Origin of the sequence: Curtobacterium poinsettiae, assembly GCF_025677645.1 — a bacterium.
Lineage (GTDB): Bacteria > Actinomycetota > Actinomycetes > Actinomycetales > Microbacteriaceae > Curtobacterium > Curtobacterium poinsettiae_A.
The window spans coordinates 3,197,591-3,221,402 of the sequence record NZ_CP106879.1 but is presented as its reverse complement, the minus strand read 5'-3'; the positions used below and the strand labels follow the sequence as shown (position 1 = coordinate 3,221,402).

The 23,812-nt window shown below is 72.6% G+C and carries 29 protein-coding genes; 16 read left to right on the top strand and 13 right to left on the bottom strand.

The window, feature by feature from the left end; translation table 11 throughout:
- Positions 1 to 47: 47 nt before the first annotated feature.
- Positions 48 to 953, bottom strand: a complete 906-nt coding sequence (locus tag OE229_RS15400) for a proline iminopeptidase-family hydrolase (RefSeq protein ID WP_262138743.1) — start codon at positions 951 to 953, stop codon at positions 48 to 50.
- 86 nt (positions 954 to 1,039) lie between these two features.
- Between OE229_RS15400 and OE229_RS15395 the strand changes: the two genes are divergently transcribed.
- Positions 1,040 to 1,771, top strand: a complete 732-nt coding sequence (locus OE229_RS15395) for a FadR/GntR family transcriptional regulator (RefSeq protein ID WP_182066087.1) — start codon at positions 1,040 to 1,042, stop codon at positions 1,769 to 1,771.
- A gap of 4 nt (positions 1,772 to 1,775) precedes the next feature.
- On the opposite strand, the gene OE229_RS15390 is transcribed toward OE229_RS15395, so the two are convergent.
- Positions 1,776 to 2,339 carry a VOC family protein gene (locus OE229_RS15390; protein ID WP_071405071.1) on the bottom strand — a complete coding sequence of 188 codons (564 nt, stop codon included), beginning with the start codon at positions 2,337 to 2,339 and terminating at the stop codon, positions 1,776 to 1,778.
- Positions 2,340 to 2,600: 261 nt separating this feature from the next.
- Between OE229_RS15390 and OE229_RS15385 the strand changes: the two genes are divergently transcribed.
- From OE229_RS15385 to OE229_RS15360, 6 genes are all read left to right on the top strand, one after another.
- Positions 2,601 to 4,166 (top strand): NCS1 family nucleobase:cation symporter-1, encoded by a 1,566-nt coding sequence (locus OE229_RS15385; protein ID WP_262138742.1) that lies wholly within the window; start codon positions 2,601 to 2,603, stop codon positions 4,164 to 4,166.
- Positions 4,167 to 4,325: 159 nt separating this feature from the next.
- Entirely contained in the window at positions 4,326 to 5,090 is a 765-nt protein-coding gene (locus tag OE229_RS15380) for an aspartate/glutamate racemase family protein (RefSeq protein WP_262138741.1), read from the top strand.
- Entirely contained in the window at positions 5,087 to 6,463 is a 1,377-nt protein-coding gene (allB, locus tag OE229_RS15375) for an allantoinase AllB (protein WP_262138740.1), read from the top strand. The genes OE229_RS15380 and allB overlap by 4 nt, the downstream gene beginning before the upstream one ends.
- A gap of 43 nt (positions 6,464 to 6,506) precedes the next feature.
- Positions 6,507 to 7,760: a pyridoxal-phosphate-dependent aminotransferase family protein gene (locus tag OE229_RS15370; RefSeq protein ID WP_262138739.1), complete on the top strand. Its 1,254-nt coding sequence runs from the start codon at positions 6,507 to 6,509 to the stop codon at positions 7,758 to 7,760.
- Positions 7,757 to 9,016 carry an allantoate amidohydrolase gene (locus OE229_RS15365; protein WP_262138737.1) on the top strand — a complete coding sequence of 420 codons (1,260 nt, stop codon included), beginning with the start codon at positions 7,757 to 7,759 and terminating at the stop codon, positions 9,014 to 9,016. Before OE229_RS15370 ends, OE229_RS15365 begins: the two co-directional genes overlap by 4 nt.
- Positions 9,013 to 9,846 carry a MurR/RpiR family transcriptional regulator gene (locus OE229_RS15360; RefSeq protein WP_262138735.1) on the top strand — a complete coding sequence of 278 codons (834 nt, stop codon included), beginning with the start codon at positions 9,013 to 9,015 and terminating at the stop codon, positions 9,844 to 9,846. The genes OE229_RS15365 and OE229_RS15360 overlap by 4 nt, the downstream gene beginning before the upstream one ends.
- Here the strand turns inward: OE229_RS15360 and OE229_RS15355 are convergent.
- Together OE229_RS15355 and OE229_RS15350 are read right to left on the bottom strand one after the other, a co-directional pair.
- Positions 9,813 to 10,322, bottom strand: a complete 510-nt coding sequence (locus OE229_RS15355; RefSeq protein WP_262138733.1) for an SRPBCC family protein — start codon at positions 10,320 to 10,322, stop codon at positions 9,813 to 9,815. The two genes, OE229_RS15360 and OE229_RS15355, sit on opposite strands and share 34 nt — an antisense overlap.
- On the bottom strand, positions 10,319 to 10,894 hold the full coding sequence (locus OE229_RS15350) for a GNAT family N-acetyltransferase (RefSeq protein WP_262138732.1): 576 nt from the start codon (positions 10,892 to 10,894) through the stop codon (positions 10,319 to 10,321). The genes OE229_RS15355 and OE229_RS15350 overlap by 4 nt, the downstream gene beginning before the upstream one ends.
- Before the next feature lie 43 nt (positions 10,895 to 10,937).
- Here OE229_RS15350 and OE229_RS15345 point away from each other — a divergent pair, with 43 nt between their 5' ends.
- The 3 genes from OE229_RS15345 to epsC all read left to right on the top strand — a co-directional run bounded on the left by OE229_RS15345 (position 10,938) and on the right by epsC (position 13,754).
- Positions 10,938 to 11,975: a dipeptidase gene (locus OE229_RS15345; RefSeq protein ID WP_262138730.1), complete on the top strand. Its 1,038-nt coding sequence runs from the start codon at positions 10,938 to 10,940 to the stop codon at positions 11,973 to 11,975.
- Positions 11,976 to 12,234: 259 nt separating this feature from the next.
- Complete coding sequence (gene cysK / locus OE229_RS15340) at positions 12,235 to 13,173, top strand: cysteine synthase A (RefSeq protein ID WP_111022171.1); 939 nt, start codon at positions 12,235 to 12,237, stop codon at positions 13,171 to 13,173.
- Complete coding sequence (epsC, locus tag OE229_RS15335) at positions 13,170 to 13,754, top strand: serine O-acetyltransferase EpsC (protein ID WP_259362860.1); 585 nt, start codon at positions 13,170 to 13,172, stop codon at positions 13,752 to 13,754. Before cysK ends, epsC begins: the two co-directional genes overlap by 4 nt.
- 138 nt (positions 13,755 to 13,892) lie before the next feature.
- Here epsC and OE229_RS15330 read toward each other — a convergent pair whose 3' ends face one another.
- Complete coding sequence (locus OE229_RS15330; protein WP_209049853.1) at positions 13,893 to 14,192, bottom strand: excalibur calcium-binding domain-containing protein; 300 nt, start codon at positions 14,190 to 14,192, stop codon at positions 13,893 to 13,895.
- 141 nt (positions 14,193 to 14,333) lie between these two features.
- Here OE229_RS15330 and OE229_RS15325 point away from each other — a divergent pair, with 141 nt between their 5' ends.
- Positions 14,334 to 14,717 carry an MmcQ/YjbR family DNA-binding protein gene (locus OE229_RS15325; RefSeq protein ID WP_262138727.1) on the top strand — a complete coding sequence of 128 codons (384 nt, stop codon included), beginning with the start codon at positions 14,334 to 14,336 and terminating at the stop codon, positions 14,715 to 14,717.
- Between the two features lie 24 nt (positions 14,718 to 14,741).
- Here OE229_RS15325 and OE229_RS15320 read toward each other — a convergent pair whose 3' ends face one another.
- Complete coding sequence (locus OE229_RS15320) at positions 14,742 to 15,371, bottom strand: MOSC domain-containing protein (RefSeq protein ID WP_182066096.1); 630 nt, start codon at positions 15,369 to 15,371, stop codon at positions 14,742 to 14,744.
- 195 nt (positions 15,372 to 15,566) lie between these two features.
- Here OE229_RS15320 and OE229_RS15315 point away from each other — a divergent pair, with 195 nt between their 5' ends.
- From OE229_RS15315 to OE229_RS15300, 4 genes are read left to right on the top strand one after another with little or no spacing between them, the layout of a single operon-like run.
- A complete protein-coding gene (locus OE229_RS15315; protein ID WP_262138725.1) occupies positions 15,567 to 15,716 on the top strand; it encodes a hypothetical protein in 150 nt (49 codons plus the stop codon).
- 9 nt (positions 15,717 to 15,725) lie between these two features.
- A complete protein-coding gene (locus OE229_RS15310) occupies positions 15,726 to 16,280 on the top strand; it encodes an RNA polymerase sigma factor (protein WP_182066098.1) in 555 nt (184 codons plus the stop codon).
- Positions 16,277 to 16,930 carry an Asp23/Gls24 family envelope stress response protein gene (locus OE229_RS15305; RefSeq protein WP_263344693.1) on the top strand — a complete coding sequence of 218 codons (654 nt, stop codon included), beginning with the start codon at positions 16,277 to 16,279 and terminating at the stop codon, positions 16,928 to 16,930. The genes OE229_RS15310 and OE229_RS15305 overlap by 4 nt, the downstream gene beginning before the upstream one ends.
- Positions 16,927 to 17,235, top strand: a complete 309-nt coding sequence (locus tag OE229_RS15300; protein ID WP_262138724.1) for a hypothetical protein — start codon at positions 16,927 to 16,929, stop codon at positions 17,233 to 17,235. Before OE229_RS15305 ends, OE229_RS15300 begins: the two co-directional genes overlap by 4 nt.
- 88 nt (positions 17,236 to 17,323) lie before the next feature.
- Here OE229_RS15300 and OE229_RS15295 read toward each other — a convergent pair whose 3' ends face one another.
- The 7 genes from OE229_RS15295 to coaBC all read right to left on the bottom strand — a co-directional run bounded on the left by OE229_RS15295 (position 17,324) and on the right by coaBC (position 22,922).
- The gene (locus tag OE229_RS15295) at positions 17,324 to 18,199 is read right to left on the bottom strand and encodes an aggregation-promoting factor C-terminal-like domain-containing protein (RefSeq protein ID WP_262138722.1); all 876 of its coding nucleotides are present in this window, start codon (positions 18,197 to 18,199) and stop codon (positions 17,324 to 17,326) included.
- Positions 18,200 to 18,496: 297 nt separating this feature from the next.
- Entirely contained in the window at positions 18,497 to 18,952 is a 456-nt protein-coding gene (locus OE229_RS15290) for a MarR family winged helix-turn-helix transcriptional regulator (RefSeq protein ID WP_138803909.1), read from the bottom strand.
- A gap of 176 nt (positions 18,953 to 19,128) precedes the next feature.
- Positions 19,129 to 19,779: a GntR family transcriptional regulator gene (locus tag OE229_RS15285; protein WP_182066102.1), complete on the bottom strand. Its 651-nt coding sequence runs from the start codon at positions 19,777 to 19,779 to the stop codon at positions 19,129 to 19,131.
- 177 nt (positions 19,780 to 19,956) lie between these two features.
- Positions 19,957 to 20,424 carry a DUF1810 domain-containing protein gene (locus tag OE229_RS15280; RefSeq protein ID WP_262138720.1) on the bottom strand — a complete coding sequence of 156 codons (468 nt, stop codon included), beginning with the start codon at positions 20,422 to 20,424 and terminating at the stop codon, positions 19,957 to 19,959.
- Complete coding sequence (locus OE229_RS15275; protein ID WP_209133901.1) at positions 20,421 to 21,212, bottom strand: YqjF family protein; 792 nt, start codon at positions 21,210 to 21,212, stop codon at positions 20,421 to 20,423. Before OE229_RS15275 ends, OE229_RS15280 begins: the two co-directional genes overlap by 4 nt.
- Positions 21,209 to 21,607: a DoxX family protein gene (locus OE229_RS15270; RefSeq protein ID WP_182066105.1), complete on the bottom strand. Its 399-nt coding sequence runs from the start codon at positions 21,605 to 21,607 to the stop codon at positions 21,209 to 21,211. Before OE229_RS15270 ends, OE229_RS15275 begins: the two co-directional genes overlap by 4 nt.
- 46 nt (positions 21,608 to 21,653) lie before the next feature.
- Positions 21,654 to 22,922 carry a bifunctional phosphopantothenoylcysteine decarboxylase/phosphopantothenate--cysteine ligase CoaBC gene (coaBC, locus tag OE229_RS15265; RefSeq protein ID WP_262140050.1) on the bottom strand — a complete coding sequence of 423 codons (1,269 nt, stop codon included), beginning with the start codon at positions 22,920 to 22,922 and terminating at the stop codon, positions 21,654 to 21,656.
- A gap of 64 nt (positions 22,923 to 22,986) precedes the next feature.
- On the opposite strand from coaBC, the gene OE229_RS15260 reads away from it, so the two are divergent.
- The gene (locus tag OE229_RS15260) at positions 22,987 to 23,778 is read left to right on the top strand and encodes an NRDE family protein (protein ID WP_262138718.1); all 792 of its coding nucleotides are present in this window, start codon (positions 22,987 to 22,989) and stop codon (positions 23,776 to 23,778) included.
- The last annotated feature ends 34 nt before the right edge of the window (positions 23,779 to 23,812 follow it).

The window sequence follows — 23,812 nt, the reverse complement described above, 5'->3', positions numbered from 1 at the left end:
GGCGCGGGGCGGGCCCGTCCCGCGCCTCCAGACCGGAGGTGGCCGGGTCAGGCGTCGTCGTGCGCGGCCAGGAAGGTCGCGACGACCCGGCGGAACTCCGCCGGCTGCTCCAGGTGCGAGCAGTGGCTCGCGCCGGGGAAGACGTGCTGCCGGACGTCGGCGATCCGCTCGACGAACGGCGCCCACGTGGCGGGCGTGGCCTCGTCGTACTCGCCGGCGACGACGAGCGTCGGCACGGCGATGCGGTCGAGCCGGTCGACGATGGTCCAGTCACGCATCGTGCCGATGACGTGGAACTCGTTCGGGCCGTTCATCGTGTGGTAGACAGTCGGCTCGCGCTCCATCTGCTCCTCGGAGTCGACGAAGTCCGGATGGCTCGGGACCACGCGGCAGACGTGCCGCTCGTAGAAGACCTGCGTCGCCGCCAGGTACTCGGGGTCGTCGACGGTGCCGGCCGTCTCGTGCCGGGTCAGGGCGTCCTGCACGTCGGCGGGCAGCTGCGCGCGCAGCTCGGCGGCGCCGTCGACCCAGAGCTGCATCGACGCGGGGGAGTTGCAGATCGCCAGTGACCGGAGCCCCGCGGGCTGCTGCACCGCGATCTCGGCGCCGAGCATGCCGCCCCACGACTGTCCGAGCACGTGGTGGTCGCCGAGCCCGAGGTGCTCGACCAGGGCGGCGTACTCGTCGACGAACAGCTGTGGCTGCCAGGTGTCGACCGGTGCGTCGGGGCGGTGGCTGCTCCGGCCGCAGCCGAACTGGTCGTGGTGGACGACGGTCCGGCCGGTCTCGTCGGCCAGGGCCGCGAGGTTCCGGAGGTAGTCGTGGGCCATGCCGGGCCCGCCGTGCAGGACGACGAGGGGCAGTGCGCCGGCGACCGGGCTGTCGGGCGTGGTGACCCGGTACCAGGTCTCGCCGTCGCGGAACGGCATCGTGGATGCGGTGATGCTGGACATGGGGGTCAGCATGGAGTGGAAAAAGGTCCCACGCAATACCTTTTCTGCTGCCTTAACGTGGTCGTAACACCGCGAAGGGGGTCCGTGTGTCCGATCGTGCGACCGAGACGCGCGTCGACGAGGTCGAGGACCGCCTCGTGACCGCCGTCGCCGTGGGCGAGTACCTGCCCGGCGCGAACCTGCCGCCGGAACGCGAACTCGCCGGCCTGCTCGGCGTGGCCCGGGTCACCGTGCGGGGCGCGATCGCGCGACTCGTCGAACGGGGGCTGCTCGAGACCCGTCGAGGCCGGGGCGGTGGCACGTTCGTCCGCACCGAGTGGCCGGACAGCTCATCGGACGCCGTCGGACGGGTGCTGCTCGCCCGGTGGGAGGCGATCCAGGACACCGCTGACGCCATCGCGCTGTTGCACGGGGCGCTCGCGACGGCCGCCGCGGAACGGGTCACCCCGGAGGACGCCGCCCTGATCCGTGCACGGCTCGAGGTGTTCCGCGACGCCACCTCGGGTCTCGAGAAGCAGCGAGCCGACGCCGTGCTGCACCGGACGATCATCGACGCCGCCCGGAACGACGCCCTGCGGACCGCGCTCGCCGGGTTGGAGGCGCAGATCTCCATCGCCGCTCCGGCGCACTTGTGGGGCACGGCCGAGGGCATGGCGGAGATGGAGACCCGTGCGCTCCGCGAGCACGAACTGCTGGTGGACGCGGTGTGTTCGGGGCGGGCGCCCGAGGCGGGCGTGATCGCCCGGCAGCACGTCGGGATCGACGTCGAACTGCTCGAACGGGCCGTGCGGCGGACGGGGCAGGTGCCCCGCCACTGAGTCGTCAGTGCACGGCGGGTGCCGGCACCGGGTAGACGTCGTCCGGCATCGGCCACGGCGCCCACTTCGGCCGCGGCGCGTACACCAGGTACGGCTGCGGCGTCGGGTAGCTGACGAGCTCGAGCGTCGACCCCCACGGCGTGCGCGTGTAGACGAACCGGTTACCGGCCCCCGCCTCGTCACCACGCAGGTCGCGCGGGTCGGAGTTCCGGGTCCCGCCGGCTGACTCGACCCGGGCGAGCGTCTCGTCCAGGTCGTCGGCGTACATCGCCAGGTGCTGCCACCCCAGGTCGGACGGGTGTGCGGCGTTCCGCTGCTCGGGCCCCAGGTACTCGAACAGCTCGAGCCCCGGCCCCTCCGGCAGCGCGAGCATCCGCATGGCCCCCTGCGCCATGGTGCTCGGGATGCCGAGGTAGCCGTGCGCCTCGGAACTGCTGTTCGGCGTCTCGTCACGACGCCGCATGTCGTACAGGACGACGGCGTCGAACGCCGCCTCGAAGAACTGCGTGGCTGCGTCGATGTCCGGCACCGTGACGCCCACGTGGTCGATCCTGATTCCCCTGCTCATGGTCGATTCGTACCACCGGCGGTCCCCGCGGCTCGGGTCGTGGCGGGGTCCGTGCGGGGTCGGCGCCGATCGATGCGGCAAGCCGCAGCGCGGCTCCGGGTGCGGTCGGCGCCGGTCTTCACCACCATCCCGGAACGCTCGTTCCAGGACGGGGTCCGGGACACACGACCGTTACACGAGGGAAACGGCGGGGGCGAAGTCGCTCCGTAGCTTCGTGCTCAAGCACGCACCGCCCCGCTTCCCACTCCCTCGGAGGACGCCATGGCTACCGACATCGCGACACCAGTCGCCGCGCCCCACGCCCCCACCACGACCGCCGCTCCCGCCCCAGCGGGTGCCGGTGTCGTCAAGCCCGGGTACGACCCGGCGCTCACGAACGAGGACCTCGCCCCGCTGCGCGAGCAGCGCTGGACGAGCTACAACTTCTTCGCCTTCTGGATGTCCGACGTGCACTCCGTCGGCGGCTACGTCACCGCCGGGTCGCTCTTCGCCCTCGGGATCGCGAGCTGGCAGGTGCTCATCGCCCTGGTGGTCGGCATCCTCATCGTGCAGGTCTTCGCCAACCTGGTCGCGAAGCCGTCGCAGCGCACCGGTGTGCCGTACCCGGTGATCAACCGCGCGGTGTTCGGGGTGCTCGGCGCGAACGTCCCCGCCATCATCCGTGGCCTCATCGCGATGGCCTGGTACGGCGTGCAGACCTTCCTCGCCGCCCAGTCGCTGAACATCGTCTTCCTCAAGTTCATCCCGGCGTCGGCGGGGCTGCTCGACCACTCGTTCCTCGGGCTGTCGGCCCTGGGGTGGATCTCGTACGCGATCCTGTGGGTGGCACAGGGCGCGCTGTTCTGGATGGGCATGGAGGCCATCAAGCGGTTCATCGACTGGGCCGGACCGGCGGTCTACGTGGTGATGATCGTGCTCGCGGTCTACCTGGTCAGCCAGGCGGGCATCGGCAACATCTCGTTCACCCTGTCGGCCGGCGAGCCGCTGTCGTTCGGGGCGTCGATCCCGGTGATGCTGTCCGCGGTCGCCCTGGTGGTCAGCTACTTCTCCGGCCCGATGCTGAACTTCGGTGACTTCTCGCGCTACGGCCGGTCGTTCCGCGCGGTCAAGCGCGGCAACTTCTGGGGACTGCCGATCAACTTCCTGTTCTTCTCGGTCCTGACGGTGCTCTGCGCCAGTGCGACGGTGCCGGTGTTCGGCAAGCTCATCACCGACCCGATCGAGACCGTGCAGGCCATCGGAGCACCCTTCGCGATCCTGCTCGGTGGCCTGACCTTCGTCACCGCGACCGTCGGCATCAACATCGTGGCGAACTTCATCAGCCCCGCGTTCGACTTCTCGAACGTGGCACCCCGGAAGATCTCGTGGCGGGCCGGTGGCATGATCGCCGCGGTCGGCTCCGTGCTCCTCACCCCGTGGAACTGGTACGGCAACGACCAGGCGATCCTGTACACGCTCGGGGTGCTCGGTGCGCTGATCGGCCCGCTGTTCGGCATCCTCATCGCGGGCTACTACATCGTCGGCAAGCAGCGCATCGCGATCGACGACATGTACTCCACCAGCCGCACCGCGCGGTACTGGTACCGCGGCGGGTTCAACCCGAACGCCATCTGGACCCTCGTGGTCACCGGCGCGATCTCGGTGGCGAGCGCGGTCCTGCCCCCGGCACTCGGCGTGCTGCCGTGGCTGGCGAGCTACAGCTGGTTCATCGGGTGCGGCCTGGGCCTCGTCGTCTTCTGGGCGCTCGAGCGTGTCCGGCCGAGCATGCCCGTGCTCGACGCGGAGGACCCCTCGGTCGACGACGGCGCGGCCGTCGGTCGCGTCTGACCACCCGCGTCGTGGCCCGTCCTCCACAGGGCGGGCCGCGGCGCTCGGTCGTCCACAGATCCACACCACGGCCGGGAGGCCCGCCCCGCCCCCGCCACGATGGTCACCACCCAGCACCACCGGTTCCACCGCTCCACTCGCTCCACCGGAAGGACCCCGATGCGCATCCGCGTCGTCAACCCCAACACCACCGCGTCGATGACGCGGGCGATCGGCATCGCGGCCCAGGCCGTCGCCGCTCCCGGCACGCTGGTCGAAGCGGTCGAGCCCTCGATGGGGCCGGCCTCGATCGAGAGCCACTACGAAGAGGCCCTGGCCGTGCCCGGGTTGCTCGAGCAGATCGCCCGCGGTGAGCAGGACGGGGTGGACGCCTTCGTCGTGGCGTGCTTCGGGGACCCGGGGCTCGACGCCGCGCGGGAGCTCGCGACGGTGCCGGTGATCGGGATCGCCGAGGCCGGGTTCCACGCCGCCGCGATGCTCGGCCGTCGGTTCGGCGTCGTCACCACCCTGGCGCGCACGACCGGCCGCGCCCACGAGCTCGCCGAGCGCTACGGCTTCGCCCCGCTCGTCACGGAGATCCGGGCGTGCGAGGTCCCGGTGCTCGAGCTCGACGACCCCGAGTCCGGTGCCCGTGCGCTCGTGATCGAGGAGTGCCGAGCGGTCATCGACGGAGGAGCCGATGCCGTCGTGCTCGGGTGCGCCGGCATGGCCGACTTCTGCGCCGAGGTCTCGCTGGCGATCGGGGCACCGGTCGTCGACGGCGTCGCGGCGGCCACGGTCCTGGCGGAGTCACTCGTCCGCCTCGGCTTGTCCACGGGCAAGCGCGGCGAGTACGCCCTGCCGCCCGTGAAGGCGGTGTCGGGGCTGCTGGCGGGCTTCGAACGCCACCCGGCGACGGTCGCGACGGCAGGGGCGAGCGCGTGACGGGCCTCCCGGCGGGCGACACGGCAGACCTGGTCGTCCGCGCGCAGCGAGCCTGGGTCGACGGCGCCTTCCGCCCGGCCGCGGTCGTCGTCCACGACGGCCGGGTCACCGGCGTCCTGTCCGTCGACGCGGTCGTCGACGCCGTGCAGGACCACACCGTGCCGGACGGGCAGGTGCTGCTCCCCGGACTCGTCGACACCCACGTGCACGTCAACGAGCCCGGCCGCAGCGAGTGGGAGGGCTTCGCGTCCGCGACCCGGGCCGCTGCGATGGGCGGCGTTACCACGATCGTGGACATGCCGCTCAACTCGATCCCCGCGACCACCACGGTCGAAGCGCTCGCCGTCAAGCGTGCGAGTGCCGAGGGCCGGGTGGCGGTCGACGTCGGCTTCTGGGGCGGCGCCGTCCCCGCGAGCCTCGGGGCGCTCGACGCACTGCACGACGCCGGCGTCTTCGGCTTCAAGTGCTTCACGGCGCCGAGCGGTGTCGACGAGTTCCCGCACCTCGACCCCGAGCAGCTCCGCGCCGCGATCACCGAGGTCGCCCGGATCGACGCCCTGCTGATCGTGCACGCCGAGGACCCGGAGCACCTCGTGCCGCACCAGGCGCTCGGCGGTCGGTACGCCGACTTCCTGGCCACCCGGCCCGTCGCCGCCGAACGGTCCGCGATCGCGCAGGTCATCGACGGCGCGCGGGCGACCGGTGCGCGGGTGCACGTGCTGCACCTGTCCGACGCGGGCGCGCTGCCGATGCTCCGCGCCGCGAAGGACGACGGCGTCCGGATCACGGTCGAGACGTGCCCGCACTACCTGTCGTTCGAGGCGGGCACGATCCCGGACGGCGCGACCGCCTACAAGTGCTGCCCACCGATCCGCGACGACGCCAACCGCGACGCACTGTGGGCCGGCGTGCTCGACGGCACGATCGACCTCGTCGTGTCGGACCACTCGCCCTCCACCGCCGACCTGAAGACCGACGACTGGGGCCTGGCCTGGGGTGGGGTCGCCGGCCTGCAGGTCGGGTTCCGCGCGGTGTGGACCGAGGCCGAGCGTCGCGGGGTCCCGCTCGAGGCGCTGCTGCCGCTGTTCACGACCGGTCCGGCCGCCCTGGTCGGGCTGCGGGACCGTGGGGTGATCGCTCCCGGTGCCCTGGCGCACTTCGCCGTGTTCGACCCGTCCGCCGAGTCCGTCGTCGACGTCGCCGGGCTCGAGCACCGCAACCCGGTGTCCGCGTTCGACGGGCTCCGCGTGCGCGGCAGCGTCACCGAGACCTGGCTCCGCGGTCGTCGCATTGCCACGGCGGACGGCGGTGTGGTCGGCGTCGAGGGGCAGCTGGCCGGACGGCCCGTGCTCGCGGCGGGAACACCCCTGTAACGATCGTTCCGGTATCGTAAGATCAGGAACGGAAGGAACCACCATGCTCCCAGTGAATCCACCCGCTCGTCTCCTCATGGGGCCCGGTCCGATCAACGCCGACCCGCGCGTGCTCCGTGCGCTGTCGACGCCGCTCGTCGGCCAGTACGACCCCTGGATGACCTCGACGATGAACGAGACGCAGGCGCTCTACCGCCGCGTGTTCGGCACCCGCAACGATGCGACGCTGCTCGTGGACGGCACCTCGCGCGCGGGGATCGAAGCGGTGCTGGTGTCGCTGCTCGCCCCGGGGGACCGCGTGCTCGTGCCGGTGTTCGGTCGGTTCGGGCACCTGCTCGCCGAGATCGCAGGCCGTGCCGGGGCCGAGGTCCACACCATCGAGACCGACTGGGGCCAGGTCTTCACACCGTCCGCCATCGAGGCGGCGATCGCCCGCGTCCGTCCGAAGGTGCTGGCGGTCGTGCAGGGCGACACCTCGACCACGATGAACCAGCCGCTCGACGAACTCGGTGCGATCTGCGAGCGGTACGGCGTCCTGCTCTACACCGACGCCACCGCGACGGTCGGCGGCAACCCGCTCGAGGTCGACGCCTGGGGGATCGACGCCGTGAGCGCCGGGCTGCAGAAGTGCCTCGGCGGCCCGTCCGGCAGCGCACCCGTCACGCTGTCGCCCAAGGCCGTGGCCGTGCTCGACGAGCGGCGGAGCGTCGAGGCCGGCATCCGCGAACCCGGTGACGACGTCGCCGACGAACCGATCCGCTCGAACTACCTCGACCTCGCGATGATCCTCGACTACTGGGGCCCCCGCCGCCTGAACCACCACACCGAGGCTGCTTCGATGCTCTACGCCGCGCACGAGTGCGCCCGCATCCTGCTCGAAGAAGGCCGCGACGCCGTCGTCGCCCGCCACGAGACCGCCGGGCGCGCGATGCTCGCCGGGGTGCAGGCCCTCGGGCTCCCGGTCTTCGGCGACGTCGCCCACAAGATGCACAACGTCGTCGCCGTCGAGATCCCGTCCGACGTCGTCGGCGACCAGGTGCGCGGCGCGATGCTCGACGACCACGGGATCGAGATCGGCACCTCGTTCGGGCCGCTGCACGGTCGGGTCTGGCGCATCGGCACGATGGGCTACAACGCCCGGAAGGACACCGTCGTCACGACCCTGGCCGCGCTCGAGCACACCCTGCGTCGGGCCGGGCACGCGGTCCCGCACGGCGGTGGTGTCGACGCCGCCCTCGACGTCTTCCGCGACGACACCGCAGCGGTCGCTCCCGCCGGGGCGGAGGTGCTCGCGTGAGCGCCGTGCCCGTCCTGAACGCGACCGCCGTGGGCACCGCCGACGCCGAACTCGTCGCCCGCTGGTGCGACGAGCTCGCCGCCCTCAGCGCCGAACCGTGCCGCATCACCCGTGTCTACCTGTCGCCCGAGCACGCCCGGGCCAACGCCCTCGTCGCGGGTTGGATGCAGGACGCCGGACTGTCCACCTGGCAGGACGCCGCCGGCAACCTGCACGGCCGGGCCGCGGGCGCGACGCCCGACGCGCCCGTGCTGCTGCTCGGCTCGCACCTGGACACCGTGGTGGACGCCGGACGGTACGACGGCGTCGTCGGGGTGCTCATGGCTATCCGCACCGCCGCCCGGCTCACCGCCGACGGCCCGCTGCCCGTCGCGCTCGAGGTCATCGCGTTCTCCGACGAAGAGGGCACGCGCTTCGGCAAGGCCCTGCTCGGGTCGTCCGCGGTGGCCGGGGTCTGGGACGACGCCTGGTGGGACCTGGCCGACGGTGACGGCGTCACGCTCCGACAGGCCTTCACCGACTTCGGCCTCGACCCGGAGTGCGTCGGCGACGCCGCGGTCGACCCTGCGTCGGTGGTCGGCTACCTCGAGGCGCACATCGAGCAGGGGCCGTACCTCGAGCAGGCCGGGCAGGCCCTCGGGGTCGTCACGAGCATCGCGAGCGCCCGCCGGTTCTCGGTCGAGGCCGTGGGAGAGGCCCGGCACGCCGGTGGCACCCCCTACGAGCGCCGGCACGACGCCCTGCTCGCCGCCGCCGAGGCCGCGCTCGCGGTGGAACGGATCTGCCGGGCATCGCACCAGGTCGGCACGGTCGGCACGATGACGGTCGAACCCGGAGCCGTCAACGTCGTCCCCGGGCTCGCACGGTTCTCCGTCGACCTGCGCGGCGAGTTCGACGACGAGCGGGACGAGGTCTGGGACGAACTCACCAAGGCCTTCACGCTCATCGGTGAACGGCGCGGGGTGAGCGTCACCCCGACCGAGGTGCACCGGGCGCCCGCGGTGTTCTGCTCGCCCCGGCTGATGGACGCCGTCCGCGCCGGGATCGTCTCGACGGGTGAGATCGCGCCGATGGAGCTGTTCTCGCGAGCCGGCCACGACGCGATGTCACTCGGGCTCGTGACCGACGTGGCGATGCTGTTCCTCCGCAACCCCGACGGCATCAGCCACCACCCGGACGAGTTCGTGTCGACGCCGGACATCGCCCTCGGCCTCGATGCCCTGGCCGTCGCCGTCGACCGGGTGGCCCGCGCATGAGCACCGCCGGCCCCGACGTCCGCGCCCGGATCGACTCCGTGTGGGAGCGGCTCTCGCCGGCCGAACGACGGGTCGCCGCCATGGTCCGCCACGACCCGGAACTCCTGCTCGTCGGCACCTCCGCCGAACTCGCGGCCGAGTCGGGGACCTCGAAGGCCACGGTCTCGCGACTCGTGCGGTCGTTGGGGTTCCAGGACGCCGCAGAGGTCCGGCAGAACCTGATGTCCGCACGGGGCTCGGGCCTGCCGTGGGTCGCCGAGGACGCCGCCCACGTCGACCAGCGTGCGGTCGAGGCGCGGAACCTCGACGCGGCCTTCGCATCCCTCGGCCGAGCGGACCGCCCGCGACTGGCCCGTCGGATCGTCCGGGCCCGCCGGGTGCTCGTCCTCGGTGAACGCGGCGCGTACCCGATCGCGCTGCAGCTGCGGTCCCAGCTGGCGCAGGTGCGGTCCGACGTCCGGGTCGGTCCGTCGCCCGGGCAGCGGCTCGGCGAAGAGGTCGCCGACCTCGACCGGCACGACCTCGTGATCCTGGTGACCGTGCGTCGGCACACCGCCGGGGTCGAACGGATCGTCCGGCACTGCGTCGACTCCGGGGCGGACGTCATCGTCCTCGGCGACCCGACGGCCGCGGTCATCGCCGCTCCCGCCGCCACCGCGATCCTCTGCCCGGTCGACTCACCGTCGGCGTTCGACTCGATGGCCGCGCTGTTCGCCGTCGTCGCCGCGATCACGAACGACGTCTACGACGCCTCGGGCCCGGGTGGCCGGGTGCGGGTCGACGCCGTCGCCGCCGCCTACGACGCGCTGGGGGAGCTCGCCGCGCCCTGATCGCCGTCGGATCCGGCGCGCTCCTCGGCACGCAGTTCGGCGTCGAGCGAGGCGTTGCGGTCGGCGATGAGCCGCGGCAGGTACCGGGCCAGCGCGAGCACCTCGGCCAGGCGGCCCAGGGGGCCGAGCGGTGCGCGGAACGTGATGGTGTCGACCATGCGCGTGCCTCCGGCCGACGGCTCGAACCGGTGCTCGTGGTGGAACCGGGCGAACGGCCCACGCACCTGTTCGTCGACGAACCGGTGGGGCGCCTCCAGGGCGGTGATCCTGCTCGTCATCCGCCAGACGATCCCGAAGTGCCGCGCACGCCAGGTGACGGACTCGCCCAGGCCGATCATGCCGGCCGTCGTGCCGGCGACGGCGCGTTCGTCGGTCGCGGCCATCGATCGCTCGTGCGCGCCGATGTCGAGCGACAGCGCGAAGGCGCGCTCCGGCGGAACCGGCAGGTCCGTCACGACCCGGAACGAGACGGTCACGACGTCGGCCAGACCGTCGGGGCGGACCGATCGTCGTCGTGCAACGCTGCGGCGAGCAACTGGTCGTGCCGGCTGCCGCGGTGCAGCACGCTCGACCGCGTGCGTCCTTCGAACCGAAGACCGAGCCGCTGTGCGACCGCGGCCGACGCGGTGTTCGTGGCGATCGCGCGCCACTGCACCCGGACGAGACCGAGTCCCTCGGGCGGACCGGCGAAGGCCCACTGCAGCACGCGCTCGGCGGCCTCGGTCATGATGCCGGAGCCCCGACCGTCCGGGTGCACGGCGTACCCGATCTCGGCGGCCCCGTCGGCGAAGGCGAACAGGCCGACCGTGCCGAGCAGCCGGAGGTCGTCCGCGCGCCGGATGCCGAACTCGTACCGGGTGTCCGCGGCCCATCCGGCACCGACGACGTCCGAGATCCAGTACCGCGCCTCGGCGTGCCCGTACGGCACCGGCACCGGGGTGGACGCGATGACGTCGGGGTCGTTGGCGTAGGCCACCACGTCGTCGGCGTCGCCGAGCTCGGGGATCGAGAGCACCAGTCGCTCGGTGCGGAGGGTGACGGGTTGCACGGTTCGAGCCTAGCCACGAGGGCGCGGGCGGTAGCGTCGGGGGATGACGTTCGACGCGCTCCTGTTCCCGGTCATCGACGGCCACAACGACCTGCCCTGGGAGCGCCGTGACAGCCACGACTCCGGCGTCGAGGGCATCGACACCGAGACCGACTCACTGCACACCGACATCCCGAAGCTCCGTGCCGGCGGCGTCGTCGGGCAGTTCTGGTCGGTGTTCGTGCCCGCGGACGACCCGGACCCCGTGACGACGACGCTGCAGCAGGTCGACCTCGCACACCGGATCATCGAGCGCTACCCCGACGACCTCGCGCTCGCCCGCACCGCCGCCGAGGTCCGTACCGCCGTCGACTCCGGCCGGATCGCGTCGCTGCTCGGCGCCGAGGGCGGGCACTCGATCGGTGACGACCTCGCGGTCCTCCGCACCCTCGCGCGGCTCGGCGTCCGCTACATGACGCTCACCCACAACGACGACACCCCCTGGGCCGACTCCGCGACCGGAGAACGGGCACACGGCGGCCTGACCGACCGCGGGCGGCAGGTCGTCGCCGAGATGGAGCGGATCGGCATGCTCGTCGACCTCTCCCACACCGCACCGGGCACCATGCGGGACACGCTCGACGTGGCGACCCGGCCCGTCGTGTTCAGCCACTCGTCGACCGTCACGATCGACGACCACCCGCGGAACGTGCCTGACGACGTCCTCGCCCGGTTGGCCGACAACGGCGGCGTCGTGATGATCACCTTCGTGCCGAAGTTCGTGTCGCGGGCGTGGGCGGACTGGGAGGAGTCGGGGATGTCCGGCGAACCGCCCCTGGTCACGGTGTCGGACGTCGCCGACCACGTCGAGCACGCCCGTGACGTCGCCGGTGTCGCGCACCTCGGCCTCGGCGGTGACTACGACGGCACCCCGGTGCTGCCGCCGGACCTGCGGGACGTGTCGCGGTACCCGGTGCTCGCGGCGGAGCTCGTCCGGCGCGGCTGGGGTGAGTCGGACCTGCGGGCGTTGGCCGGAGGCAACGTGCTGCGGGTGCTGGAGGCGACCGACGAGCGGTTCGCCCGGACGGCGTTCGTGCGCTGACGCGGTGGGGCGAACGCCTCGGAAGCGACTCTCCTCGGCGCCGGTCGTCCTCACCCCCGCGACAGCGACAGAATGCCGTCGATCTTCCGCGGGTGTCTGTCGCTCTCGCAGTCCGGGAGCCGGGTCTGGAGGCGCGACTCGCGTCCGAGCGCATGCGCCGTCACGGACAGGACCGACCGGGTTCCGGTCGCTAGGATCGGGCGCACACCGCGCCTCCAGGAAGAGCGATGCGCGACCTGAGCTGCGAAGGACGGACCGGATGAGCGGCACCATCTACGAGAACATCTCCCAGGCGTTCGGCAACACCCCCCTCGTCAAGCTGAACCGGCTGCCGAAGGCAGGCGGGGCCGAGGTGCTCGCGAAGCTCGAGTTCTACAACCCGGGCGCCAGCGTCAAGGACCGTCTCGGCGTCGCGATCATCGACGCGGCCGAGGCCTCCGGCGCGCTGCAGCCCGGTGGCACCATCGTCGAGGGCTCGTCCGGGAACACCGGCATCGCCCTCGCGCTGGTCGGTGCCGCCCGTGGGTACCGGGTCGTCATCACCATGCCCGAGACCATGAGCGTCGAGCGCCGTGCGGTCATCCGCGCGTACGGGGCCGAGATCGTCCTGACCCCCGGGCCCGAGGGCATGAAGGGTGCGGTCGCGAAGGCCGAGTCGATCGTCGCGGAGACCCCCGGCGCGATCCTCGCCCACCAGTTCGAGACGGCCGCGAACGCCGAGATCCACCGGAAGACCACGGCGGAGGAGATCCTCCGCGACACCGAGGAGCACGTCGACGTGTTCGTCGCGGGCGTCGGCACCGGCGGCACGATCACCGGTGTCGGGCAGGTGCTCAAGGAGCGCGTGCCCGGCGTGCAGATCGTCGCCGTCGAGCCGAAGGACTCGCCCCTGCTCACCGAGGGTAAGGCCGGTCCGCACAAGATCCAGGGCATCGGCGCGAACTTCGTGCCCGAGGTCCTCGACCAGAGCGTCATCGACGAGGTGTTCGACGTCGAGCTCGACGACGCGCTGCGCGTTGCCCGTGCCCTGGCGACGCAGGAGGGCATCCTGTCGGGCATCTCGTCCGGCGCGATCATCCACGCGGCCCTCGAGATCGCCGCTCGCCCCGAGAACGCCGGCAAGCGGATCGTCGCCATCGTGTGCGACACGGGAGAGCGCTACCTGTCGACGGTGCTCTTCGAGGGGCTCACTGCGTGAGTCGTCCCCTCCGACGAGGCGTGCTGCGGACCATCCGGGAGGACCTGTCCGCAGCACGCCGCGGTGACCCCGCTGCCCGGGGCGACCTGGAGAACGCGATCGTCTACTCGGGTCTGCACGCCATCTGGACCTACCGCCTGACCCATCGCCTCTGGAACGCGCAGGGGCTGCCCGGGTCCCGGTTCGCGGCCCGCCTGCTCGGGCAGATCGCACGGTCCGTCACCGGCATCGAGATCCACCCCGGCGCGCGCATCGGCCGTCGGTTCTTCATCGACCACGGCATGGGTGTCGTCATCGGGGAGACCGCGGTCATCGGCGACGACGTGCTCGTGTTCCACGGCGTCACCCTGGGCGGACGCGGCGGAGACCACGGCCCTGGAGCCCGACGGCACCCGGTGGTGGGGGACCGCGTGGTGCTCGGCGCCGGGTCGTCCTTGATCGGGGCGATCACGATCGGTCCGGACTCCGTCGTCGGCGCCAACACGGTCGTCACGAAGGACGTGCCGGCGGGGTCGGTCGTCACGGGCGTCGCCGGGACTCCGCGTCCCCGTTCCGGGCACGAGGGCGTCCCGACGCTCTGAGCGAGTTGCACCGCGGCGCGTCGCACCGCGTCGCGCCGTGATCGCAAGACACCGGTGTTCGCGCATCGCACCCCGGCGTGCGGGTGTTCAGGACGCGAACACCGGTGTCTTGCCGGTGTCACCAAGCGGGAGGGAGCGTCAGCTCTTCTCGCAGGCGATGCCGTCCTTGTCGCGGTCGAGCTTGGTGTTCGCCTTGTACAGGGCGTCGTCCTTCTTCACCGTGCCCTTGAGCGCACGGTAGGTGGTCTTGCCGCCGGAGACGACCTTGTTCTTCGTGACGGACTTCTTGGCGATGCCGCCGGAGTACACCTTGTGCACCGCGGTGCAGTTGGCGTAGGACTTCGGCGCGGCCTGCGCGGTCGAGGTCCCGCCGACGACGACGGTGGTCGCGAGGACGGCGGTGGCGGCGGCGATGCCGAGGGTACGGATGATGCGCACGGGTTCCCCCTGGAACTGGTGGTGATCGCGCGAGCGACCGCCGCGTCGGGTGCGCGGCGTGGTGATCCTACGACGTGATCGACACTCAGGACCTGCCCCCGAACGGGGTGCGCTGTCGGCGGCCTGCGGCATCCTGGTCACATGGACGGCCAGCAGCTGCACGACATCGCGAGCCGCACGGCACTGGGGCTGCCGGCGGCCGTCGAGACCCAGCCGTTCGGCGAGGGCTCCGTGGTCTACAAGGTCGTCGGCAAGATGTTCGTGATGGTGACCGAGGTGCGTGGGACCCCGATCGTGAACCTCAAGTGCGCGCCGCCGCACGGGGCGGCGCTCGTGCGTGACCACGACGAGATCACGCCCGGGTGGCACATGAACAAGCGGCACTGGATCACGCTGACGCCGGGTGTCGGCATCGACGAGACCCTGGTCGAGGACCTCGTGGCGAACGCCTACGACCTGGTGGTCGCAGGGCTGCCGGCGGCGAAGCGTCCGCTCGACCCGTCGAGGGGCGTGCTGCCGGGCTGATCGGGCTCGGCAGGCTCGTCGGCATCAGACTCGCGCGGCGACCTTCGACAGGTCCTGGACGACCTTCGGCGCCAGCCGTTCCCCCGACTCGAGCACGGCCCGCGCACGATCGGGCGCCAGGTCGCCGAAGATCTCGCCGATCGTCACCCCGTGTTCCGGCCGGTGCGTCACCTCGACGGGGTCACCCGCGGCGACCGAACCGGACTTGACCACCCGCAGGTACGCCCCGGGCCGCCCTTCGTCGGCGAACCGCTTCACCCACCCGTCGATGCCCATGCGCCGGGCGAAGGTGCCGCAGGGTGTCCGGGGGACGGTCACCTCGAGCACGAGGGTGTCGCCGATCCGCCAGCGTTCCCCGGTGATGGCCCCGGTGACGTCGATGCCGCTGGTGCGGAGGTTCTCGCCGAACAGGCCGGGCGGGACCTCGCGGTCGAGCAGGTCGGCGAAGTACGCGGCGTCCTCGTCGGCGTAGGCGTACACGGCCTGGTCCACACCACCGTGGTACTTGCGGTTCGCCTGCACGTCGGCGCGCAGGCCGAGCGGCCGGACCCGGACGCTCCCGGTGACCGGGCGCTTGTCGATGGCGGTGACGCCGATGATGCCGGAGTCCGGCAGCAGGCGGTCGACGCGGCAGACGGCGGTGACGAGCGACATGGAGGCAAGTCTGGCGCACCGGGGTCGGTGCGCCGGACCCCGACCGGTAGCTGGTGCTGACGGCGGGGCCACCCTCGCGACCACGGTGATCGGACCCGGAGCGCACCGGGACCGTGCGGGTCGCCTCTCGACGTCCTGTGTGACGAAACCGGTGCGACCCACGTCCCATCGTCGACCACACCACGAGGAGTCGACATGACCCGCACCGTCGCAGTCCCCAGGAACGCCCCCGCGCACGTGCTCGCCCTGGCGCGGGTCCGGTCGCTCGCCGCCCGGCCGGTCGGACCGTTCAGGGTCGTGCCGGCACGCCGGCGCACCCAGCCGTTCTCCATCCACCACCAGTAGAAGGAACGCGTGCACCACCAGTCCCTCGCCGAGCTCGACGACGCGGTCCTCGCCGGCCGGTCGTCCGACGGCGACGTCCGGGCCTTCGAGGTCCTGATCCGTCGCCACACCCCGCTGCTCCGCGCCTACGCCCGTCGGACCCTCGGTTCCACTGACGAACTCGACGACGTCGTGCAGGAGACCTTCATCACCGCGTGGGACCGCCTCGACTCCCTCGAGGACCTCGCGCGCGTGAAGTCGTGGTTGATGCGCATCCTGAGCCGGAAGTGCCTCGACCGCATCCGCGCGCGGCGCGTCCACGACGACGTCACCGAGCTCGAGGTCGCCGCGCCGGCAGATGACGCACCCGACCGGGTCGCCGAGGCGCGCTCGCGCGAGGACGCGGCCGAGCGTGCGCTGGCCGAACTGCCCGAAGCCCAACGACGGTGCTGGATCATGAAGGAGGTGCTCGAGTACCGGTACGACGAGATCGCCGCCGAACTCGACCTGCCGCCCTCGACGGTCCGGGGACTGCTGTCCCGAGCGAGGAAGAACATGATCCGACTCATGGAGGGATGGCGATGACCGACCACGACGGCATCCGGCCGGACCTGCCCGACAGCCCCGAAGCACTCGACGCCCTCGAACCCGGTGACCTGGACGGCCACTCGATCGACGAGCTCACCGACTACCTCGACGCCGGCATGCAGCCGGCGGACCCGAGCATCGACGACTCGCCCGCTTGCCAGAACGCCCTGGCCGCGATCATCCGCGTCCGGCACGCGTCGCTGCGCTCGCTCGAGGCGGCCGCACGCGACGAGGCCCCGGCCGACGAGTCCTGGATCAGCGGCGTCCTGGCGAACATCTCGATCGAGTCCCGCTCCGGGCGCGACGTCCCCCTCCGCCCCCAGTCCGAGACCGAGCGCCCCGTGATGACCGAGGGCGCTATCCGTTCCCTCATCCGGCGCACCGGTGACGAGGTCCCCGGCGTGCTCGTGGCCCGCTGCCGCCACCTCGACGGTGACGTCACCGAACTCGCGTCCCCGATCCGGGTCGTCGTCGAGATCGCGATCGCGTCCGGCCCGTCGATCCCCGCGACCGCCGAGTTGGTCCGCGCCGCCGTGGCCGGCACCCTGGCCGAGCAGACCGACCTGCTCGTCGAGGCGATCGACGTCGTCGTCCGCGACCTGTTGCCGGACCCCGAGCCCGGCACCGACCCCGAGGGGGCCCGATGAGCACCACCGAGGAGACCCTCGCCGAGATCGAGGCCGCCGTCCTCGAGGTCCCCGGGGTCACTGACCTGTACCGCTCCCGACCGACGGTCGCGAGCGCCGTGCAGGCGGTCCGCAGCATCGCCACGAGCACCGGACCACTCCGGATCGTCGTCGACGAAGACGCACTGCGCGTCGTCATCGGCACGGACGGCTTCCGCCCGGCCCCCGAGGTCGCGCGCGCCGTCCACGACGTCGCCCTGGCGACCGCCGCGGCACGCGGCCTGGCGCTCAGCCGCGTCGACGTGCGCGTCGCGCGGGTGGGCTGACCGCGACCACGAAACGGACGGGAGGCCCGTGGCGGATCCGCCACGGGCCTCCCGTCCGTCTGCCGGTCGCCGTCGCGACCCGCGCCGATCAGTAGAAGTTGTTCGCCTGCGAGTGCGCCCACGCCGCGCACGGGGTGCCGTACGCCGAGCTGATGTACTGCAGGCCCCAGGTGATCTGCGTGGTGGCGTTGGTGCGCCAGTCCGCGGCGATCGTGGCCATCTTCGAGCCGGGGAGCGCCTGCGGGATGCCGGTCGCGCCGCCGTTCGCGTTGACGGCCTGGTAGTTCCAGCCCGACTCCTTGGTCCACAGGTTGTCGAGGCACTGGAACTGGTCGGCACCCCAGCCGTACTCCGACGACGCGAGCGAGCTCGCCGTGGCCTTGGCACCGGCGACGGTGTTGCCGGCGGCGAGCTTCCGAGCCGCCTCGGCGGCCTCGGCGGCCGCCTGCCGCTCGGCTGCGGCCTTCGCTGCGGCCGCGGCCTTCGCGTCGACGTCCCGCTTGTCCTGCGTGGCGCTGGCCTGCGCGACGTCGGTGGCCGACGCGACCGTCGTCGAGATCCGGTTCGTCAGCGCAGCGCCGGACAGGTCCGGGTAGTCGCTCAGGGCGTCGACGCGCTGTTCGAGTGCCGAGGTGTCGACCTTGTCGTTCGCGGTCTGCATGACGGTCTTCGCCGTGGTGATCGTGGCGGCGGCCTGGGCACGGTCGAGCGCGGTGCCGCGCAGGGCGGGCTCCGCGGTCGCCGAGGCGCTCGCGGTGCTGGTCGGCATGCCGAGGGCTTCGCCGATGGCGGGCTGCGTGCCGACGGTCAGGGCGCCTCCGGCGACGGCGAGGACCGCCGCTCCGCCGGCGATCAGCGTCGCGCGGTGCCGCAGGGCCCGGCGCATCCGGCGGGTGGGGGTGTTCAGGGCCTCACGTCGGGTCGGGGCGGTGGTGGTGGTGGGGAGCTCAGGGGTGTGTCGCATCGGTTCCGCGGGTCGGCGGCTCGGTGGGGGAGGGACTCGTGCTCGCGCGACCGAGGCCGTGCTGGCACGTCGGAGGCTGACGGTGTCGGTGACACCGTCGGCGACGACGAGGAGTCCTCGAGCCGGTGAGGACCGGACGGTGGTGTGGGGCCCGTCCGTCCGCCGGGGCAGCCGTGGGGTGGCCGCGGTCAGGCGGAGCCGACACCATGACCGGTCAGACTGGGCAGCGCGTCCAGGAACGCTGGCAGAACGGTCCGTCCACCGCTTGGTAACGGTTCGGTAACGGTCGATCGGCGACTAGAAGGTGTGAGGTTCCTGGGCGTGCTCGCCCTGCGCGACACGCTCGAGCGCTGCCAGGGCCCCGGCGATCGCCTGGACGTCCGACTCGTCGAGCTCGGCGATGAGACCGGCGACGATCCCGGTGCGGTTCGCGCGGGCCTGCTCGACCGCCTCGATGCCCTCCGGCGTGGCCGTCACCATGAACGCCCGGCCGTCGCGCGGGTCTGCCTCGCGCTGGATGAAGCCGCGCTGCTCGAGCTCGGTCAGGATGCGCGTCATCGTGGGCTTCGTCACCACCTCGATCCGCGACAGGTCGCCGGGGCGCAGGGGTCCGTGCCGCTGGATCGACGCGAGCGCCGACACGATGCCGTACCCGAGCGAGGCCGAGTCGGTGCGGGCCCGTCGGTTGATCCGACCGACGGCGGCGGCCAGGCGTGCGGCGACCTCGGTACGGTCCGTCGGGCGGGGGTTCATGTGCTGCTCCGGGTGCCTGGTTCAGGTGGTCGCCAGCGATGCTATCGGTCCGCGCGGCCCCGGGACTGGGAGCGTCACGCGCGTGGTCGGGTCACCGCCCGGGAGGCCCGTCAGACGTCGACCGCCCGCCTCGCGTCGGCGAGACGGGCGGTTCCTGTACGCGGGTACAGGTGGACTCAGTGCTTCTCGCCGGGCAGCTGGTGGATCGCCTCGGTCGCGAGCTCGGCCGCGACGTTGTCGCCGGACTCGGTCGCCGCCCGGAGGCGCCGGAAGTCCTCGGTCATCCGGTCCCAGTCGACCAGCTCGTCGAGGTTCGGCAGGCGCAACCGGAACGCCAGGCCGTCCATGGTGTCGCGGCAGACGCGCTGCAGGTTCTCGTTGCCGCACTCGGCGACGTACAGGGCGAAGACGTCGAGGGCGTCGTGGTTGACGGCGGCGACCTCGTGCGCCTCGAGCTCGGTGATCGTCTTGTCGAGCTGCGCGAGGATCTTCTTCCGGGCCGCCGAACCGAGGCGCGGGACCGCGAGTCGAACCACGCCACCGAACAGCACGCCGAGGGTCTGCATCGCCTCGATGACCTCGGCGGGGTCCGGCGTGGTGACGCGGGTGTACCGGTTCGGTGCCATCTCGATCAGGCCGGCGCGCGACAGCTGGCTCAGAGCCTCGCGGATGGGTGTCCGGGAGACGCCGAGCCAGGCGATGAGCTCGTCGTCGTTCAGTCGTTCGCCGGGCAGGAGCGTGCCGTCCATGATCGCGTCGTGGATCTTGTGGCGGACGGTGTCACGGAGCAGCTGGTGCTCGGTCGGGGCGCTGCGGGGGACCGGCATGCGTTCTCCTTCGGGGGCGGTGGCGTCGGGACGCCGGGCGAACGGGCACGGTCGGCATCGCTCGTGCTCGCATCACCGTACCTGATATGACAACGGCGTTCCGATCGGCTCAGCGCGTGTCAGTGTCGACGTTCAGATGCCGGTGACACGCGCCGTGCGTTGCGTGCGTCGCATGCGTCACTCGCGTCCCGAGCGCTCGCCGAGCAGGCGGAGCGTGGCCGGGTCCTCGGCGCCCTCGTACCAGCGGTCGAGCACGGCGACGAACGGTCGCCGGTCGGCTGCGATCCGGGCGAAGAGCGTCATCGACGACCGGAGCTTCACCGCGTCGACGTCCCCGAGCAGGGCGTCGGCGGAGCGGGCGGGGGCTGCCGCCACGACCTCGGTGGCCGTGAGCAGTCGGGACCCGAGCACCGGGTGTGCCAGGTAGGCACGGGCTTCGTCCGCGCCGGTGATCGCGTAGCGCACGGCGGTGGCGCTCCGCCCCAGGCCGGCCAGCTGCGGGAACACGAACCACATCCAGTGCGACGACTTCCGGCCGCGGCGGAGTTCGTCGAGCGCGACGTCGTGCACGCCCTGCTGGGCCCGGACGAAGCGGTCGAGGTCGAACGGGTCGCCGGCCTGTGCGTGGGGCTGTGCGTCCGTCACCGGACCACCCCGCCCCAGCCGTACCGGACGGTCGTGCCGTCGACCACGAGCAGCGAGTCCGGGGCCCGGTCGAACAACCCCGGCATGCCGACGGCGTCGGGCAGGTCGCCCTCGAGTCGGTCGAGCGTGGCCGAACGGGTGGTGAGCACCGGGTGCTGCCGCTGCCAGAACAGGGTCTGCGCCAGGTACCGCGCGTGGATGCCGGTGCGGGTGGTGAGCTCGGCGGCCAGCGGTGTGTCGACGACCTCGCCGGCGGTCACCCGCACCGAAGCCGCGTGCTTCGGCCGCGCCGCACCGGTCGGGCGTTCCTGCCGGAGCGACCGCGCCCACCGCACCGGGTGCAGCGCGCGGGCCGGGTGCCGGACGGACCGGTGCGCCACCGCGTCGCCGCGGCGACGGGAACGTGCGTGCGCGAACGTGTACGGCACACCGAGCAGTGCGTGCGCGGCCACGATGGCGGGCACGTTCGCGGTGTCGACCGTGCGGTAGGTCACCCCGCGACGTCCCTGGTCGTCCACCGTGAGCACCTCGATCGTGACCTCGGTCATGGTGCCGAGCCGCCCGGCGGACGGGAACGGCGGCACCCGGGTCTCCCGGAACACGTACGCCGACAGCCCCACCCAGGCGCTGCCGTCGACGACGTCCGGACGGGTTCCACGGGGGACGAGCCGCTGCAGCGACGCCGGGTCGTGCCGCCAGTGCGCGAACACGATGTCCTCCCAGGCGTGCTGGGTGACCGGTCGGTGCAGCAACGGCACCGCCGCGCGGGTCCACGACGGCTGGGTCACGGCTTCGGTGCGTGCCGACCGACGCGCACGCCCCACAGCACCAACGGGGCCTGCAGCGGGAGCCGCAGCACCGAGACCAGCCGCATCGCCCGGCTCGAGCGAGGGTGGTCGAGCAGGTCGTTCGCCATCTTCACGTTGGCCGGGAACACCGCGGCGAACAGCGCCGCGGCGGCCCACCCCGAGGCGCGGCGGGTCGCGGGGAACGCCAGCCCGGCGGCGATGCCGAGCTCGGCCACGCCGGAGGCCAGCGTGGTCAGCCGCGGGGGCAGCGCGTCGGGCACGATCCGGTCGTACCCGCGGGGGCGCAGGAAGTGCGTGACACCGGCCGTGCCGAGGATCACCGCCAGGAGGGTGGCCGTGCGGTTCGCACGTCGGACCCGTTCACGTCGTCGCATGCGCCCCATCGTGCTCGCCGGTCCTCGGAACCAGGTCAGTGCCGGTTCACGTGAGGGCGGTCGCGACGAGGTCGAGGACCGCCGTCGCCACCTCGGCCTTCGTGCCGGAGGTCTCGCGGACCACCTCGCCACCGGGCACCAGGACCTCGATCGCGTTCTCCTCGCGCTCGAAGCCGGCCGACCAGCCGACGTGGTTCACGACGAGCAGGTCCGCGGGCTTCCGGCTGATCTTGGCGCGCCCGAGCTCGATCCGCGCGTCGCGGTCGGGTTCGGTCTCGGCGGCGAACCCGACGATGATCTGCCCCGTCCGACGTGCCGCCACGAGGTCGGCGAGCACGTCCGGGTTCCGCACCAGCTCGAGCGTCATGCGCTCGCCCTGCGCGTCCTTCTTGAGCTTCTCGGTGAGCACCTCGGCCGGACGGTAGTCGGCGACGGCGGCGGTCATCACGACGACGTCGGCTGCTGCTGCGGCGGTGTGCACGGCCTCGGCGAGTTCGAGCGCCGACCCGACGGGCACCAGGGTCGCGTCCAGCCCGGCGGTCAACGAGCCCTCCACGTTCGCGGCGACGAGGGTCACGGACGCACCCCGACGGACCGCGTCGGCGGCGATCGCGATGCCCTGCCGGCCGCTCGAGCGGTTGCCGACGAACCGCACCGGGTCGAAGGGCTCGCGGGTGCCGCCCGCGCTGACGACGACGCGGACGCCCGCGAGGTCGCCCAGCTCACCGCGGGCCCCGGTGCTGGCCGCGGCGCCGGTGTCCGCACTGCGGCGGCCGGCCGGTGCGGGGTGCTGGTCGAGCACGGCGAGCGCGGCGGCGACGATGTCCTCGGGCTCCGCCATCCGACCGATGCCCGCGTCGTTGCCGGTGAGTGCACCGACGACCGGGCCGACCATGTGGACGCCGCGGTCGCGCAGCGTGGCGACGTTCGCACGGGTCGCGGGGTGCTCCCACATCTGCGGGTGCATCGCGGGGGCGACCACGACTGGTGCCTCGGTGGCGAGCAGCGTCGTGCCGAGCAGGTCGCTCGCCAGGCCGTGCGCCATCCGGGCCAGCGAGTCCGCGGTGGCGGGTGCGATGACGACCAGGTCCGCCCGGCGACCGAGCGCGACGTGGCGCACCTCGGCGACGTCGTCCCACACGCTCGTGGTGACGGGGTTGCGGCTGAGGGCCTCGAGCGTCGGCAGTCCGACGAAGCGCAGGGCGCCCTCGGTCGGGACGACGTGCACGTCGTGCCCGCGCTTGACGAGGTCGCGCACGACCCCGACGGCCTTGTAGGCGGCGATGCCCCCGGTGATCCCCACGATGACGGTCAGGGCGCGCTCTGCTGCTGCGTTCACCTGGCTCACGCTACCGGGGCCACGTGCGAGGATCGACGGCATGTGCACCGTCGTCGTCCGCGTCGACCCCGGTTCCGCGTGGCCCGTCACCGTGCTCGCCCTGCGGGACGAGTCGCCCGAACGCCCGTGGGACCCGCCCGCTGCCTGGTGGCCGGACCGGGACCCGGACCTCCGTGGTGTCCGTGACCGGTCCGCCGGTGGTGCGTGGCTCGCCGCGTCCGACCGAGCTGGCCTGGCCGTGGTGCTCAACCGCGCCGAACCCGTGACGAGCGTCGACGGCACGTGGACGACCCGTGGCGTGGTGCCGGTGGACGCCGTCGCCGACGACCTGCTGCCCGGACACGACGGCACCCTGCCGACGACGCGGGCCTTCAACCTGGTGCGCGCCACGGCCGAGGGCGCCTCGGTGCTGACCTGGGACGGCGAACAGGTCCGTACCACCGACCTGGGCCCCGGTGTCCACATGGTCACGCACGGTGCGGCCGACGATCCCGCGTCGCCGCGCATCGGTCGGTGGCTCGAGGCCTTCCGTGCCGTCGATGCCCCGTCCGGCCCGCCGGTGCTCGGCCCGTTCGACGAACTCCGCACCGTGGACTCCGGTGGCGACGCCGGGGACGGCTGGGGTGGCTGGTTCGGCGTGCTGGCGGAGTCCGCAGCGCTGCCGAGCGACCACCCTGACGCGATCCTCCGCGACGTGCACGAGGCCGAGGGCCACATGACGACCCTGTCGATCGTCGCCGCGGCGATCGCGCCGGGCCGCACCGTCCTGCAGCACGCCCGCCTGACCGAACCCGGTCGGCTTGACGGGTCGCTGGAGCTGCACCGCGCCTGACGCTGGCCACGCCACGGAGCCGCCCCGGGCCTCC

What these genes read in the sequence shown, in the direction of transcription:
- OE229_RS15290 (WP_138803909.1), bottom strand. Translation starts at nt 18,952, where the DNA reads ATGAACCCCCGCCCGACGGACCGTACCGAGGTCGCCGCACGCCTGGCC.
- OE229_RS15270 (WP_182066105.1), bottom strand. Translation starts at nt 21,607, where the DNA reads ATGCGACGACGTGAACGGGTCCGACGTGCGAACCGCACGGCCACCCTC.
- OE229_RS15360 (WP_262138735.1), top strand. Translation starts at nt 9,013, where the DNA reads ATGAGCACCGCCGGCCCCGACGTCCGCGCCCGGATCGACTCCGTGTGG.
- OE229_RS15295 (WP_262138722.1), bottom strand. Translation starts at nt 18,199, where the DNA reads ATGCGACACACCCCTGAGCTCCCCACCACCACCACCGCCCCGACCCGA.
- OE229_RS15320 (WP_182066096.1), bottom strand. Translation starts at nt 15,371, where the DNA reads ATGTCGCTCGTCACCGCCGTCTGCCGCGTCGACCGCCTGCTGCCGGAC.
- OE229_RS15305 (WP_263344693.1), top strand. Translation starts at nt 16,277, where the DNA reads ATGACCGACCACGACGGCATCCGGCCGGACCTGCCCGACAGCCCCGAA.
- OE229_RS15345 (WP_262138730.1), top strand. Translation starts at nt 10,938, where the DNA reads ATGACGTTCGACGCGCTCCTGTTCCCGGTCATCGACGGCCACAACGAC.
- cysK (WP_111022171.1), top strand. Translation starts at nt 12,235, where the DNA reads ATGAGCGGCACCATCTACGAGAACATCTCCCAGGCGTTCGGCAACACC.
- OE229_RS15325 (WP_262138727.1), top strand. Translation starts at nt 14,334, where the DNA reads ATGGACGGCCAGCAGCTGCACGACATCGCGAGCCGCACGGCACTGGGG.
- OE229_RS15400 (WP_262138743.1), bottom strand. Translation starts at nt 953, where the DNA reads ATGTCCAGCATCACCGCATCCACGATGCCGTTCCGCGACGGCGAGACC.
- OE229_RS15260 (WP_262138718.1), top strand. Translation starts at nt 22,987, where the DNA reads ATGTGCACCGTCGTCGTCCGCGTCGACCCCGGTTCCGCGTGGCCCGTC.
- OE229_RS15370 (WP_262138739.1), top strand. Translation starts at nt 6,507, where the DNA reads ATGCTCCCAGTGAATCCACCCGCTCGTCTCCTCATGGGGCCCGGTCCG.
- OE229_RS15385 (WP_262138742.1), top strand. Translation starts at nt 2,601, where the DNA reads ATGGCTACCGACATCGCGACACCAGTCGCCGCGCCCCACGCCCCCACC.
- OE229_RS15380 (WP_262138741.1), top strand. Translation starts at nt 4,326, where the DNA reads ATGCGCATCCGCGTCGTCAACCCCAACACCACCGCGTCGATGACGCGG.
- OE229_RS15315 (WP_262138725.1), top strand. Translation starts at nt 15,567, where the DNA reads ATGACCCGCACCGTCGCAGTCCCCAGGAACGCCCCCGCGCACGTGCTC.
- OE229_RS15390 (WP_071405071.1), bottom strand. Translation starts at nt 2,339, where the DNA reads ATGAGCAGGGGAATCAGGATCGACCACGTGGGCGTCACGGTGCCGGAC.
- OE229_RS15300 (WP_262138724.1), top strand. Translation starts at nt 16,927, where the DNA reads ATGAGCACCACCGAGGAGACCCTCGCCGAGATCGAGGCCGCCGTCCTC.
- OE229_RS15285 (WP_182066102.1), bottom strand. Translation starts at nt 19,779, where the DNA reads ATGCCGGTCCCCCGCAGCGCCCCGACCGAGCACCAGCTGCTCCGTGAC.